This window comes from Agrobacterium genomosp. 2 str. CFBP 5494, from assembly GCF_900013495.1.
Lineage (GTDB): Bacteria > Pseudomonadota > Alphaproteobacteria > Rhizobiales > Rhizobiaceae > Agrobacterium > Agrobacterium pusense.
Window position 1 is genome coordinate 456,231 of sequence record NZ_LT009719.1, and the last position, 13,658, is coordinate 469,888.

Annotated in this window: 16 protein-coding genes and 1 pseudogene; 9 read left to right on the plus strand and 8 right to left on the minus strand. The window is 59.4% G+C overall.

Annotated features, from left to right (window positions below):
* Positions 1 to 790: pseudogene (locus tag AGR2A_RS16935) on the minus strand (IS256 family transposase); the annotation flags it as partial.
* Positions 791 to 844: 54 nt separating this feature from the next.
* Between AGR2A_RS16935 and AGR2A_RS29625 the strand changes: the two are divergent.
* A complete protein-coding gene (locus tag AGR2A_RS29625) occupies positions 845 to 1,024 on the plus strand; it encodes a hypothetical protein (protein ID WP_167378210.1) in 180 nt (59 codons plus the stop codon).
* 114 nt (positions 1,025 to 1,138) lie between these two features.
* Positions 1,139 to 1,441: a DUF982 domain-containing protein gene (locus AGR2A_RS16940; RefSeq protein WP_004438551.1), complete on the plus strand. Its 303-nt coding sequence runs from the start codon at positions 1,139 to 1,141 to the stop codon at positions 1,439 to 1,441.
* A gap of 164 nt (positions 1,442 to 1,605) precedes the next feature.
* On the opposite strand, the gene AGR2A_RS16945 is transcribed toward AGR2A_RS16940, so the two are convergent.
* The 4 genes from AGR2A_RS16945 to AGR2A_RS29630 all read right to left on the minus strand — a co-directional run bounded on the left by AGR2A_RS16945 (position 1,606) and on the right by AGR2A_RS29630 (position 4,822).
* Entirely contained in the window at positions 1,606 to 2,391 is a 786-nt protein-coding gene (locus AGR2A_RS16945) for a L,D-transpeptidase (RefSeq protein WP_072493585.1), read from the minus strand.
* A 19-nt stretch (positions 2,392 to 2,410) separates the two neighbouring features.
* A complete protein-coding gene (locus AGR2A_RS16950) occupies positions 2,411 to 3,466 on the minus strand; it encodes a L,D-transpeptidase family protein (protein WP_167378224.1) in 1,056 nt (351 codons plus the stop codon).
* A gap of 175 nt (positions 3,467 to 3,641) precedes the next feature.
* A complete protein-coding gene (locus tag AGR2A_RS16955) occupies positions 3,642 to 4,427 on the minus strand; it encodes an SDR family oxidoreductase (RefSeq protein WP_035211057.1) in 786 nt (261 codons plus the stop codon).
* Positions 4,424 to 4,822: a hypothetical protein gene (locus AGR2A_RS29630; RefSeq protein ID WP_072493587.1), complete on the minus strand. Its 399-nt coding sequence runs from the start codon at positions 4,820 to 4,822 to the stop codon at positions 4,424 to 4,426. Before AGR2A_RS29630 ends, AGR2A_RS16955 begins: the two co-directional genes overlap by 4 nt.
* 92 nt (positions 4,823 to 4,914) lie before the next feature.
* Here AGR2A_RS29630 and AGR2A_RS16965 point away from each other — a divergent pair, with 92 nt between their 5' ends.
* On the plus strand, positions 4,915 to 5,499 hold the full coding sequence (locus AGR2A_RS16965) for a DNA-3-methyladenine glycosylase (RefSeq protein ID WP_072493588.1): 585 nt from the start codon (positions 4,915 to 4,917) through the stop codon (positions 5,497 to 5,499).
* Here AGR2A_RS16965 and AGR2A_RS16970 read toward each other — a convergent pair.
* The 3 genes from AGR2A_RS16970 to AGR2A_RS16980 form a co-directional block, all read right to left on the minus strand.
* The gene (locus AGR2A_RS16970) at positions 5,496 to 5,654 is read right to left on the minus strand and encodes a hypothetical protein (protein ID WP_004438532.1); all 159 of its coding nucleotides are present in this window, start codon (positions 5,652 to 5,654) and stop codon (positions 5,496 to 5,498) included. The genes AGR2A_RS16965 and AGR2A_RS16970 overlap by 4 nt on opposite strands.
* Before the next feature lie 230 nt (positions 5,655 to 5,884).
* Positions 5,885 to 6,082 carry a hypothetical protein gene (locus tag AGR2A_RS16975; protein ID WP_006698591.1) on the minus strand — a complete coding sequence of 66 codons (198 nt, stop codon included), beginning with the start codon at positions 6,080 to 6,082 and terminating at the stop codon, positions 5,885 to 5,887.
* A 173-nt stretch (positions 6,083 to 6,255) separates the two neighbouring features.
* The gene (locus AGR2A_RS16980; RefSeq protein ID WP_037091219.1) at positions 6,256 to 7,269 is read right to left on the minus strand and encodes a substrate-binding domain-containing protein; all 1,014 of its coding nucleotides are present in this window, start codon (positions 7,267 to 7,269) and stop codon (positions 6,256 to 6,258) included.
* A gap of 270 nt (positions 7,270 to 7,539) precedes the next feature.
* Between AGR2A_RS16980 and AGR2A_RS16985 the strand changes: the two genes are divergently transcribed.
* The 6 genes from AGR2A_RS16985 to AGR2A_RS17010 all read left to right on the plus strand — a co-directional run bounded on the left by AGR2A_RS16985 (position 7,540) and on the right by AGR2A_RS17010 (position 13,621).
* Positions 7,540 to 8,805 carry an ABC transporter substrate-binding protein gene (locus AGR2A_RS16985; protein ID WP_004438522.1) on the plus strand — a complete coding sequence of 422 codons (1,266 nt, stop codon included), beginning with the start codon at positions 7,540 to 7,542 and terminating at the stop codon, positions 8,803 to 8,805.
* A gap of 63 nt (positions 8,806 to 8,868) precedes the next feature.
* Positions 8,869 to 9,843: a carbohydrate ABC transporter permease gene (locus tag AGR2A_RS16990; RefSeq protein ID WP_004438520.1), complete on the plus strand. Its 975-nt coding sequence runs from the start codon at positions 8,869 to 8,871 to the stop codon at positions 9,841 to 9,843.
* Positions 9,840 to 10,673 carry a carbohydrate ABC transporter permease gene (locus AGR2A_RS16995; protein WP_004438518.1) on the plus strand — a complete coding sequence of 278 codons (834 nt, stop codon included), beginning with the start codon at positions 9,840 to 9,842 and terminating at the stop codon, positions 10,671 to 10,673. Before AGR2A_RS16990 ends, AGR2A_RS16995 begins: the two co-directional genes overlap by 4 nt.
* 10 nt (positions 10,674 to 10,683) lie before the next feature.
* Entirely contained in the window at positions 10,684 to 11,712 is a 1,029-nt protein-coding gene (locus tag AGR2A_RS17000; protein ID WP_060942155.1) for an ABC transporter ATP-binding protein, read from the plus strand.
* Positions 11,713 to 11,767: 55 nt separating this feature from the next.
* Positions 11,768 to 12,553, plus strand: a complete 786-nt coding sequence (locus AGR2A_RS17005; RefSeq protein ID WP_004438513.1) for a ThuA domain-containing protein — start codon at positions 11,768 to 11,770, stop codon at positions 12,551 to 12,553.
* An 18-nt stretch (positions 12,554 to 12,571) separates the two neighbouring features.
* A complete protein-coding gene (locus tag AGR2A_RS17010; RefSeq protein ID WP_072493589.1) occupies positions 12,572 to 13,621 on the plus strand; it encodes a Gfo/Idh/MocA family protein in 1,050 nt (349 codons plus the stop codon).
* Positions 13,622 to 13,658: the final 37 nt, after the last annotated feature.

Consider the following 13,658-nt stretch of genomic DNA (forward strand, 5'->3'; position numbering starts at 1 on the left):
GTCCGCTCTTCCCGGCATGGGCAAGCGCATTGCGCATAAAGTGGACCCGGCACCTCTGCCATGTGGCGGACAGCACCTTCGACACCGCTGCCTTGATGCCCTCATGCGCATCGGAGACAGCAAGGCTTCACGCCGCGCAGGCCTCGCCTGGTCAGCTTGCGCAGGAACTCAGTCCAGATCGCTTCTGCTTCTGAAGTGCCGATCTCCATGCCGAGCACCTCGCGTCGACCGTCGGTGTTGACGCCGACAGCGATGATGACAGCGACAGAGACGATGCGTCCGCCGCGACGAACCTTCAGATAGGTGGCATCGATCCAGAGGTATGGCCACTCGCCCTCGATAGGACGGTCGAGGAAGGCCTTCACCTTCTCGTCGATCTCCTCGCAGAGCCGCGATACCTGGCTCTTGGAGATGCCGCTCATGCCCATGGCCTTGACGAGATCATCTACGGATCGGGTCGAAACGCCTTGGATGTAAGCCTCCTGATGACCGCCGTCAGAGCCTTCTCCGCCATCCGGCGCGGCTCCAGGAAACTCGGGAAGTAGCTGCCTGTGCGAAGCTTGGGAATGCGCAGCTCGACGGTCCCTGCTCGTGTCTCCCAGTCTCGATCGCGGTAGCCGTTGCGCTGGGCAAGTCGAAAGCCGTTCTTCTCGCCATATCCCGCGCCAGTCTTCGCCCCGACTTCCAGTGCCATCAACTTCTCGGCAGCAAAGCCGATCATATCCCGGAGCAAATCGGCGTCGGCACTCTTCTCAACGAGTGAGCGCAGGTTCATCATATCGTCGGTCATCGGTGGTGTCCTTCAGGTTGGATCTAAGCAACCCGACCCTACCGGAAATCACCGATGGCTATGAAATCCAGCTACACCACGCGCTGGGACACGATCATCGAACAGATTCAGGAACTATATGCGTTGGGCTTGGTGCAGGCGGCAGAACTGTTTGAACGGTTTGCAGGTGATAGGGCGGCCATCGACAAAATGATGAAGCATTGTCCGCACAGGGAGGATAAAGAACAACGCTAGGTGCCGACGCTTATCGGCGCAGCGAAAATTTGTGTGTCCGATCTTGATCCGGGGCGCCGCCGCTCCAATATTTTTCAGGCTTCTTGATCTGGTTGTTTAAGATTGGAGGTAAAGATGAACAGCCCGGAAGTTTTGTTTAGAGCGCCTGTTCGGGTGCGCATGCAATGCGGCCTTGAGAGATCGTTTCTCAGCGTTTACGACGCCCTGGATTTTCTGGAAAACGAATGGCCGCTTCGCCGTGGTGAACGCTATAAGCGCGCCGTGCAAAAATGCCGCGCCGCGCTGTCCAGGCTCGAAGCCGCGGAAGTGGCACGGGAAGCATTCATCTCCGCCTGCCTTGAGGCGAGCATGCCGCTGGTTATGGCCGGTCCGGTCCATTTCGATGAAATGTTGCCCATGAGCCGCGCAGTCGGCTAGAGGGCTGTGCCAGAACACATTCCCTGGCTAAGCCCCGCTGTTCCGGCGGGGCACCGGTAACGTGCTGCGTCGTTTACCTGGGAGGTACAACGCCATGAATGATACCGACAGCGGACCGCCCGACGCGGTTGAGCCGCCGTTGCCGGCGGCCCAGATCTCTTAGGTCAGTAGGTCTGCATCGGCTGTGACAAGCCGTCACCGACCGCGCCATTGCCATATTGCGCGACAGGCACGCCTTCCTGACCAATCGGCACACGCTGCTGTGCGGGACCGAGCGCTGTCACCACAATCGGCGTCCCATCGGGCACGCGATTGTAGAGATCGACTATGTCCTGGTTCAGCAGGCGAACGCAGCCCGAAGACACGGATTTGCCAATTGTCCACCATTCGGGCGAGCCGTGCAGACGATAGATCGTGTCCTTGCCATCCTTGAAGATATAAAGTGCACGCGCACCGAGCGGATTCTTGAGACCCGGCTCCATGCCGCCATTGCGGCTGCTATAAGGCTCCAGCTCCGGCTGACGGGCGATCATTTCGTCTGGCGGTGTCCAGCGCGGCCATTGCCGCTTGAACTGGATGACGCCGCGGCCCGACCACTCGAAGCCCGCGCGGCCAAGACCCACGCCGTAACGCATGGCCTGCCCGTTTTCATAGGTCAGATAAAGGAAATGGTTGGCAGTATCGACCACGATCACGCCGGGGCGCTCGCCGGTCGGGTTCGCCACCATCTGCCGCAGGAACTGGCGCGGAATGCGCTTATAGGGAATTTCCGGCAGCGGGAACTGCTCGTCCGGTTTCGGGCCGTACATCAGCGCGTACATCGGATCTTCCGCCGGAGCGGCCGGCCTCGCAGTTTCACGTGCCGTGGTGTTGCAACCCGCAAGTCCGGCCAGTGCCAAACCGCCTGCTCCAAGCAGGAAACCCCGCCGGGTCGTCATCGTCTCGTTCAATTGAAAAACCTCATTTACGTCATCTCACACTGGCAAAGGGATCTGCCAGCGCCGCCTCGGGGCGGCTTATAGGGTACTTCGTGCCGGAAACCTGCGATGCCATTGCCTTGGCGCCGCTCGATTTCAGTATGGCCCGGAAGCTCGGATGCATGCCGCCGTCTACATACGCGCTGAGGGGGGCGGAAGTTCCCTCGCTCATCGCCACGGCAAGTTTTTGTTGCTCCTCGGCCAGCCTCGATGCCACCAGCGGGTCATTCTGGTTGACGGCCGGCGGGCATGCTGCCAGCGGATCGGCAGGCTCGCCTTCGGCAAATTCACTATTGAAGACATAACGGCGGCCACAGACGGAGACCTTGGGCTGGCGGCGCGTCACCTCGAAATAATCGTAACCTTCCTTCAGCGTCTTCCAGAAGGGCATGTTGGGGTCGTTCCGGTGCGCCACCATGTTCCTTGCGGTCATGCGGAAGGGATAGGCCTGGACCTGGAAGCGGTCCTGCCCACCCTGCAGCGCACGCGCGACAATGGCATAGATCTCACCCACCTGCGCGTCTGTCATCGCGTAGCAGCCGGAAGACGAACAGGCGCCGTGCACCATCAGCGCCTCGCCGGTATAGCCGAGCGCGGATTCCAGCCGGTTGGGGTAACCGAGATTGAATGAGACGTAATATTGCGAATTCGGGTTCAACATGCCGGCCGAGACATGATAAAAACCCTCCGGCGCCTGACGGTCTCCCGTTTTCATCTTCGGCCCGAGTTTTCCGGACCAGCGACACATGGGATATGTCTTCAGCAACGCATAATTGCCGGTCTTGTCGATCTTCCAGACCTCGAGCTCGCTCTCCTGCTTGAAGATGCGAACGAGAACCGGGCTTTCCGGACGCATGCTTTTGACTGACATCTGCGCCATCATCTTGGACGACAGCTTCGGCGGGTCTTTTTTCACGCTGTCGAGACCCATTGAGGTGCACGCGGCAAGGCTACCGCCGATCGCGATGACCGCAGCCAGTCTTGCCCCCGTCTTGAACTTTTGCCGCAACCCCGCCACCGCGAAGTTCAGCACAGCCTGCATACCCATGGATATTTCTGCCCGCCTGATTTGCCCGCCTTTCCGGCAGACGCTTAACTATCGAAGGTGGCCACAACACGGCAACCTCATCCATGGACAAAGTCTCGTGAACAGACGTTACCCTTTCGTTAATCATAGGGACACAAGCCCGTGATGGTCTCCGGGCATGACGCCGGAGAAGCATCTAGCGGAGAAGCCCCTGGCCGCCGTCGATCCAGACCGGTGTGCCGGTCACGTGGCGGGACGCATCGGAGGCGAGAAAACCGATCAGCTCGGCGACATCCTCGCTCGTTCCCGCCACACCGCCCGTCACCGGAATATCTCCCGCGGGGAAGCGAACCGGCACCTCGGTTTTTTCCCGTGCGCGTATCTTCGTATTCTCGTCGATTGCCGTTTTGATCGCACCCGGGCACACTGCGTTGACACGGATGCGGTGCCGCCCAAGCTCCAGCGCCAGTTGCTGGGCCATGGCAAGCTGCCCTGCCTTTGTGACCGAATAGGCGGTCGCGCCGGGCGAAGTGAAGGTGCGCGTGCCGTTGATCGAGGAGACAATGACGATGGAACCGCCGCCTGCCGCCTTCAGATGTGGCACGCTGGCATGAACCGTGAGATAGGTGCCGCGGAGATTGATGCGTATCGTGTCGTCCCACTCCGAGGGTTTGAGTTCATCGATAGGCGCCCAGACACCGTTGACGCCAGCATTGGCCACCACGACGTCAAGGCGGCCAAAATCCTCCACCAGCGCTGCAACGGCGCTCCGCATGGCCTCCTCATCCGACACGTCGGCGATGAGAATTTTCGAGGCGCCGGAACGGGCCGTAATGTCGTAGGCAACGTCCTCCAGTTCGGATTGCGTGCGCCCGAGCAGCCCGAGCGAAAAACCCTGGGTGGAGAGATGAAGGGCGGCGGCGCGTCCGATACCTGAACCGGCCCCGGTGACGAGAGCGACTTTACGAACAGTCAATGTCACAGCCCCCCTTTTCGCGAGGCGATGGAGGTAACGGTCGCCGAGACGGGATCACTGGCCGGAAAGCTGTCCTCCAGCCCCTCTTCCAGCTCCTCCTCCAGAACGTCACGGTCCCTCGCGGTCCGGGCGCTCGCCTGCACGCGCTCACCCTGATCGCGCGTTCCATCATTCTGAGCCGTTCCAAGCCGGGAAAATTGCGAGGGTGCGTCGGCACCCTGGCGCGTTCCAAATGCGGTGAGTTGGACCATCACGGCGCTCGCCCGTTTAATCGCTTCCGCGTCGTCGATCCCTTCCAGGCCATCGGCAAGGCGAACCGAAACGTGATCGCCTTCGCTGCCGGCAAACTCGACGGAGATAGATCCGTCATTGCGTTTTACATAAGTCGTCGAAAGTTGCATGACATGCCCTCCGGCTGGAATTCATCGACAAGGCCGATGCGGGAAATGAGTAAAAGCTCACTTCAGAACGACATAGCGTGGAAGGGGTTCCGATGAATCAGGTCTTTGGTCCGGAAATGGACAAGAGTTTTTTCCTTCGCGACGCAGTGGATGTGGCCCGCGCGCTCATCGGAGCGGAATTTCGCGTCGGCAATACCGGCGGCGTCATCGTCGAGACCGAAGCTTATCATCGAGATGATCCGGCGTCGCACAGTTTCAATGGGAAAACCCCGCGCAACCGGGCAATGTTTGGGCCGGCCGGACGTCTCTACGTCTACCGGTCGTACGGCATTCACTGGTGCGCCAACTTCGTCTGTTCCCCGGGTTCAGCCGTGCTTCTTCGCGCGATCGAACCGCGAACCGGTATCGACATGATGAAACTGCGACGGGGAACTGACAAACTCAGACTCCTATGCTCCGGCCCGGGAAGGCTTTGCCAGGCAATGGCCATCACGGGAGAGATGGACGGCGCCGCGCTCGAGGCGCCATCTTTTTTCCTGCAGCTGCCGAAAACGGCAACCGCCGTCAGCATCGGCAGGCGGATCGGCATCAGCCGAGCGATCGATTATCCCTGGCGTTTCGGACTCGCGCACTCACCTTTTGTGAGCAAAAAATTCGAGTCACCCGATCCGGCCTAAAACACCTTCGGGGGCTCGTCGTTTTCGTCGGGATTGGGTGTGGGCACCTCGTCCGGCAAACGATCGGGCTCCGGCTCTTTGATCGGGGGGATGTCGGGCTGGGGTGGAACCGGCATCGGCGGTTCCGGATAGGGCTCAACCGGAATTGTCGTCATTGCGGTCTCCTGATGTCAGCACGGCGGACCTCACGGAAGTCGCTGCTCTTGATCTATCGCGACACTGCGTTGCAACGCCGCCACTCAGACGGCGCAACACCCAGTTCGCCCATCGGTCATAAAGCCGGGAAGGTCCTCTGGATCAAGTTGCGCCGCCCTGCGGGTCGTAGGAAGGAAACGCAGGCGCGGTCCGTCCGTTCCGTTTCTTTCGAGGAAGATTTCGTGATCGCTCAGGCAAAACCGAGAGCGCTACGGGAAATGTCGCGATTTTCACAATAATCGCGTGAATGGGCTTCATGCCCGTGTTCGCGCGCCGTGGAACGTGTCAATTCCGGGCTCGTTACGTTGAGCAACGCATCGGCATAGGTGCCGGTCGCCTCGACGTCATCGATTACAGGCTGCTGTTGCGGTTTTAGAAATTCAAACATCCATCGTCCTCCATCGACACGTCCCTCAACGCGCCGGTCCGGGTCTCTGTTCCATGAACCCGATACCCTTCCGATTATACATGAGACGATGCTGTCGTATAGATGACTAAAGGCGAACGTTCTCAATCGGCGTTCACAAAATGGAGTGGAATCAGTGAGCTATGGCCCAAAGCTCAGGCAGGGCCAACCGATTCTCGCAAAATCAGTTCCACAGGCCACAGTTCCTGAACCTCGCGGACGGGGCGACCGCCGATGATCTGCAGAAGAAGGTCCGTCACCCTTATTCCCGCCATGCGCATGGGCGAGCGGGTGGTGGAAAGCGGCGGCATCATGCTTTCAGGCGTGAGGTAAGGAAACACATCGTCATGGGCGATGACGGAAACATCCTTGCCGATTGTCAGCCCCATCTGGGTCGCAGCACGGTAGACGCCCTGTGCCGTCATCATGGCACCCGCAACAAAGGCTGTCGGGCGCGGTGTCTGCTCCAGCAGCGAACGGGCGAAGCGGAACGCGGTCTCTTCGCTGAAGTGCTCGTTCATCATGAAGCGCGGATCGGGCGTAATGCCGTGGGTAGCCAGCGCCTCGCGGAAACCCTGTTCACGATCCCGTACGAAGGTTCGTCCGACCGGCCCATTGATGAGGGCTATACGCCGGTGGCCGCGCTCGAGAAAATGGATCGTCGGGCGATAGGTCACATCATGGTTGTCGATATCGAGCCAGGCATGTTCGAAGGGTGTCTTTGAGCGCCCGTGCACGATGAAGGGTACGCCGAGCCGGTTGAGCAGCGCGATACGCTCATCCTCCGGACGCGGTGAGTGCACGATAATGCCATCCACACGACCGCTCGCCGCCAGCCGGCTGAAAATAGCCAGCTCCTCATCGAGATTGTTGTCAACTGTCACGCTGACGAGAATGTCGGTCTCTTCCCGTTCCAGCCGGGTGGCCATGCCGCCCATGAATTCCGAAAAGAAATGTCCTCCGCCCGACCGGCCCATAACGACACCGATAGCGCCGGCCCTGCCGGTTGCCAACCGCACCGCGTTGGCATTCGGCAAATACCCGTATTTGAGCGCAGCCTGCATGACCCGCTGACGCGTTTCCTCACGCACTTCGGGATAGCCGCCCAGCGCTCTGCTAACGGTGGTGGGCGATAGGCCAACCTTTTCTGCGAATTCCTTGAGCTTCATGTTTTTTTGCCAATTCGCCCCCTGCATGCGTCGCCGCTGCGGAATTTTCAAGTCGACAAAAATTGAAAACGATTTCAATTTCTTCCCACCTGAAACCTTACAGTCCATCATCTTGAAAGGCAAATGGTGAAAATTTGCAGGCAAAAACGCCCGATTTTCGCTCGATTAGAAAGAGTATTGACAGATTGCCCGGCTTTTGCGAGCTTCCTTTTAGTCAAAAGCGCTTTCAATTTTGAGGACAATCGGGAGCGTCAACGGAGGAGTTTGACAATGAATATTTCCATGAAGACTTTGTTCCTGTGCGGCAGCGTACTTTCCGCCGCCGTTTCCGCGCAGGCGGCCGAGATTTCCATCGCCGCCAATTCCACCGGCAAGAACGTCGCATTCTTCAAAGAACGCATTGCGGCTTTCGAAAAACAAACCGGCCACAAGGTCAATCTCGTCACCATGCCATCATCCTCCAGCGAGCAGTTCAGCCAGTACCGGCTGTGGCTTGCCGCGGGTAACAAGGATGTCGATGTCTACCAGACGGACGTTATCTGGGCGCCGCAGCTTGCCGACCAGTTCGTGGACCTGACCGCGGCGACCAAGGATGTCATCGGAGATCATTTCCCCTCCATCGTCGCATCGCAAACCGTGGACGGCAAACTCGTCGCCATGCCGATGTTCACAGACGCGCCCGCGTTGTTCTATCGCAAGGACCTGCTCGAAAAATACGGCAAGCAACCGCCGAAAACCTGGAAGGAGCTGAGCGAAACCGCGAAGGAAATCCAGGACAAGGAGCGTGAAGCGGGCCAGAAGGACCTCTGGGGTTTTGTCTTCCAGGGCAGCGCCTATGAAGGCCTCACCTGCAATGCCCTGGAATGGATTGCTTCCGCCGGCGGCGGCCATATTGTCGAAAGCAATGGCGATATCTCCGTCAACAATGAAAAGGCTGCTGCCGCCATCGAAACTGCCAAGGGATGGGTCGGCACCATCGCGCCGCAGGGCGTGCTTGCCTACAAGGAAGAGGAAGCGCGCGGCGTCTGGCAAACCGGCAACTCCGTCTTCATGCGCAATTGGCCCTACGCCTACGCGCTCGGCAATGGCGACGACAGCGCCATCAAGGGCAAGTTCGGCGTAACACCGCTCCCGGCTGGCGCCGAGGGCGAGGCACCGGCTTCAACGCTCGGCGGTTGGAATCTCGCCGTATCCAAATATTCAGCCAACCAGGAAGCTGCCATTGAGCTCGTGAAGTTTATCGCATCCAAGGAAACCCAGAAGATGCGCGCCGTTCAGCTTTCCAACATGCCGACGATCGCTTCGCTTTACGACGACAAGGATGTCGCGGCCGCGCAGCCCTTCATGCCGACATGGAAGCCGATCTTCCAGACCGCCGTCCCGCGTCCTTCCGCCTCGGCCAAGGTGAAATATAACGAGGTTTCGGCCAAGTTCTGGGGTGCGGTCCACAACACGCTCTCCGGCAACGGCACGGCCGCTGAAAATCTTGAGCTTCTCGAGGTTGAACTGACCGATCTCAAAGGCAACGGCTGGTAATCCGGCCCGCGCGGGAACGGTCTCGCCTGATCGTCTCCCGCGCCCTAACCGCGAGATATCCCCATGAACGACATCGCCCTTCAAAGACCGGTCACGGCATCCGGCACAGGTTCCGATCTACAGTCAGAACGCTTGAAATCCGCCTGGCTGTTCCTTGCCCCCACATTTCTCGTGCTGGCGCTGGTGGCGGGCTGGCCGCTCGTGCGCACCGTGTGGTTCAGCCTCACCGACGCCTCGCTCACCAATCTGGAGGGAGCACAATTCGTCGGCCTCAAGAACTATCTCACCTGGATCACGCTCAGCAGCGGCCGCACGATCTATCGAGGCCTTCTTGCAGATCCCGCATGGTGGGGGGCGGTTCTCAACACGCTGAAATTCACCATCGTCTCGGTCAGCCTCGAAACGGTGCTCGGCCTCATCGTCGCTCTGGTGCTGAATGCCGAATTCAAGGGACGCGGCCTCGTGCGCGCTGCCATTCTTGTGCCATGGGCCATTCCCACCATCGTCTCTGCGCAAATGTGGGCGTGGATGCTGAACGACCAGTTCGGCATCTTGAATGACCTGTTCCTTAATCTAGGCCTGATCTCCAACAAGATCGCCTGGACCGCCAACCCCGAGACCGCGATGATCGCCGTGCTTATCGTCGACATCTGGAAGACCACGCCCTTCATGGCGCTGCTCATTCTCGCCGGTCTGCAAATGGTGCCGAAGGACATGTATGAAGCGGCCAAGGTGGATGGCATCCACCCCGTGAAGGTGTTCTTCCGCGTTACCCTGCCGATGATCCGCCCTGCCCTGATGGTCGCCGTCATCTTCCGTATGCTGGATGCGATGCGCGTTTTCGACCTCATCTACATCCTGACGCCGAATAATGCCCAGACCCGCACCATGTCGGTGCTGGCGCGCGAGAATCTGTTCGATTTCGACAAGTTCGCCTATGGCGCCGCTGCCTCCACCATGCTGTTCCTCATCATCGCCTCGATCACGGTCATCTATATGTGGCTCGGGCGTGTCAACACCGATGGAGCCCAGCGATGACCTTGCCCAGCATCCTGAAGACCACCGCCTTTTATGCGCTGGTCGCCGTCATCATGGTGATTTCGGTATTCCCGTTTTATTATGCGATCCTGACCAGTCTGAAATCGGGCTCGGCGTTGTTCCAGGTTAATTACTGGCCGCGCGAATTTTCGCTCACCAATTACAGTTTCGTCATTGGCAACGGCACGTTCCTGCGCAATCTCGGCAATTCGTTGCTTGTTGCATCATCCGTCGTCATCCTGTCGCTGTTTCTGGCGGTCACCGCGTCCTATGCGCTTGCTCGCGTCCGCTTCCGAGGCCGCGCATTGCTGCTGCTCACCATTCTGTCGGTTTCGATGTTCCCGCAGATTGCCGTTCTCGCCGGCCTGTTTGAACTGATCCGCTGGGCGGGCATCTTCAACACGCCCTTGGCGCTGATCTTTTCTTATATGATCTTCACCCTGCCTTTCACGGTCTGGGTCCTGACAACCTTCATGCGCGACCTGCCGATCGAAATCGAGGAAGCGGCCATCGTTGACGGCGCATCGCCCTGGGTCATCATCACACAGGTGTTCATGCCTTTGATGTGGCCTGCGCTCGTCACGACGGGGCTCCTCGCCTTCATCGCGGCATGGAACGAGTTCCTCTTCGCGCTCACTTTCACCTCATCGAACGAGCAACGCACGGTGCCGGTCGCCATCGCGCTGCTGTCGGGCGGCTCACAGTTCGAAATTCCCTGGGGAACGATCATGGCCGCGTCCGTCATCGTTACCGCGCCCCTCGTCGTCCTCGTTCTGATCTTCCAGCGACGCATCATCTCCGGCCTCACGGCCGGCGGCGTCAAAGGCTAGGAGAAACATCATGACCACCATTCAATTGCGCGATCTTCGCAAATCCTTTGGCGCCTTCGATGTCATCAAGGGCATCGACATGGATATCCGCTCCGGCGAATTCATGGTTTTTGTCGGCCCTTCAGGCTGTGGCAAGTCCACGCTGCTACGCCTCATATGCGGGCTGGAAGAAATCACCGGCGGCACGCTCTCCTTCGACGGTGAGACAGTAAACCGCCTGCCGCCCGCCAAACGCGGCGTCGCCATGGTCTTCCAGTCCTACGCGCTATATCCGCACATGACCGTGTTCGAAAACATGGCTTTCGGCATGAAGTTGTCTGGCGCAGACAAAGAACAGCGCAAGAAGCGCGTCGAAGCGGCAGCGGAGATGCTGCAGCTCACGCCCTATCTGGAGCGCCTGCCGAAGCAGCTTTCTGGCGGCCAGCGCCAGCGTGTCGCCATCGGCCGCGCCATCGTGCGCGATCCGAAGGTCTTCCTGTTTGACGAGCCGCTCTCCAACCTCGATGCGGCGCTGCGCGTGGCCACGCGTCTCGAGATCGCCAAGCTGCATCGCTCGATGCATGACACGACGATGATCTACGTCACCCACGATCAGGTGGAGGCGATGACACTCGCCGACCGCATCTGCGTCCTGCGCGACGGTCGGGTCGAGCAGATCGGCACGCCGCTCGAGCTTTACGAAAGTCCTGTCAACACCTTCGTCGCCGGCTTCATCGGCTCGCCGAAGATGAACTTCCTGGCAGGCAAGTATGCGGAATCAGAAGGCGCAAAAACGATCGGTGTCCGGCCGGAACATATCACCATCGCCAGCGACGGCAGCGGTTGGAGTGGAGAAATCGTGCATTCGGAAATGCTTGGATCGGACAGCTACATCTATGTCGAGATCGGCGCCGGCGAGCCTGTTGTCGTACGTGAAGAGGGCGTGACCGGCCGCAAGGCGGGCGAGCGTATCACCATCGTGCCGGATACGGCGCAGATCCACCGTTTTGACGCCGAGGGCCGGGCCATTGCCCGCAACCCCGCTCGCGGCGCCGCCTGAACCTAACTTCCGCCGGGACAACCCAAGTAGCCGGCTTTCACCAAGGAGCATGAGAATGACCATCAACACCGTTGTATGGGGCGAAAATATTCACGAACACATCAATGAGACGGTGCGTTCGATCTATCCAAACGGCATGCACAACACCATCGCCGATGCGCTGAACCAAAATCCCGAGATTAACGCCACCACCGCCACGCTGCAGGAGCCGGAGCACGGCCTTTCACAGGAGCGCCTCGACAAGACCGACGTTCTCGTCTGGTGGGGCCACAAGGACCACGGCGCAGTTCAGGATGACATTGTGGAGCGCGTCGCCAAGCGCGTCTGGGAAGGCATGGGCCTCATCGTCCTGCATTCCGGCCACTTCTCCAAGCCGTTCAAGCGCCTGATGGGTACGCCTTGCGCACTGAAGTGGCGCGAGGCGGGCGAACGCGAACGCCTGTGGACCATCAATCCCCGCCACCCGATCGCCGCCGGCCTGCCCGAGCATTTCGAGCTGGAAAACGAGGAGATGTATGGCGAGCAGTTTTCCGTACCGGAGCCGCTCGAGACCGTCTTCATTTCCTGGTTCCAGGGCGGTGAGGTTTTCCGTTCGGGTCTCACCTGGCGTCGTGGTGCCGGCAATATCTTCTATTTCCGCCCCGGCCATGAAACTTATCCGACCTATCACGACGCCAATGTGCAGAAGGTCATCAGCAATTCTGTAAAATGGGCCTATAATCCGGTCGGCGCCCTGAAGAGTATTCACGACGCGCCGAATGTTCCCGTCGATAAGGCGCTCGAGCCTATAGAGGAACGTGGTCCCAAGCTGCATAAGGCAGGCGAAGCAGGTTACAGGTAAGGGCTTGGAGATACTGGCATGAGACTTCTCATTCTCGGAACCGGTGGCATGGCCAACAACCATGCCACATATTTCTCTCAGATCCCCGGCGTCGAACTGGTTGCGGCGGTGGATGTGGACGACGTGGTGGCACGGGCCTTTGCGCTGCGCCATAACATCGCGCTCTCTTTCACTTCGCTGGATGACGCCATTGCCTGGGGTGAATTCGATGCGGCGGCGAATGTCACGCCCGATGCCATCCATCACCCCACGAGCCTGAAGCTGCTCGCGGCGGGCAAGCACGTTTTCTGCGAAAAACCGCTGGCGGAAAACTACGCGAATGCCGCCGAAATGGCCGACGCGGCCGAAAAGGCCGGCCTCGTTGCCATGGTCAATCTCACCTATCGCAACGTCGCCCCCTTGCAGGCGGCGCGCGAGATGGTGCTGGCCGGCAAGATCGGCAAGGTTCGCCATCTGGAAGCCTCCTATCTCCAGAGCTGGCTCGTTTCCAAGGCCTGGGGTGACTGGATGACAGAGAGTAAGTGGTTGTGGCGGCTTTCCACCAAGCACGGCTCGAACGGCGTGCTGGGCGATGTCGGCATCCACATACTCGACTTCGCCTCTTATGGCGCGGGCAGCGATGTGCAACGCATCTTCACTCGGCTGAAGACCTTCGACAAATATGAGGGCAACAAGATCGGCGCTTACGATCTGGATGCAAATGACAGCTTCACCATGACGGCCGAACTGGAAAACGGCGCCATGGGCGTCATCCATGCCAGCCGCTGGGCGACGGGCCACCTCAACGAACTTCGTTTGCGCATCCACGGCGACAAGGGCGCACTCGAAGTCATTCACACGCCCGACTATTCCAGCCTGCGTGCCTGCATCGGCGAGGATGTGGAAAAGGCGATCTGGAAGACGATCGATGTCGATCCCGTGCCGACGAACTACGAAAAATTCGCCAAGGCCGTGATGGAAGGCGGCGTCGCCGATCCCGACTTCCGCCACGCCGCCAATCTGCAGAAGGTACTCGATCTGTCGATCATTGCGGATCGGGAGAGGCGCGAGTTGGCCGTTTCGGCTTGATGTGAAAGAACAACCTGCGGCATCACTTTGCCGCAGG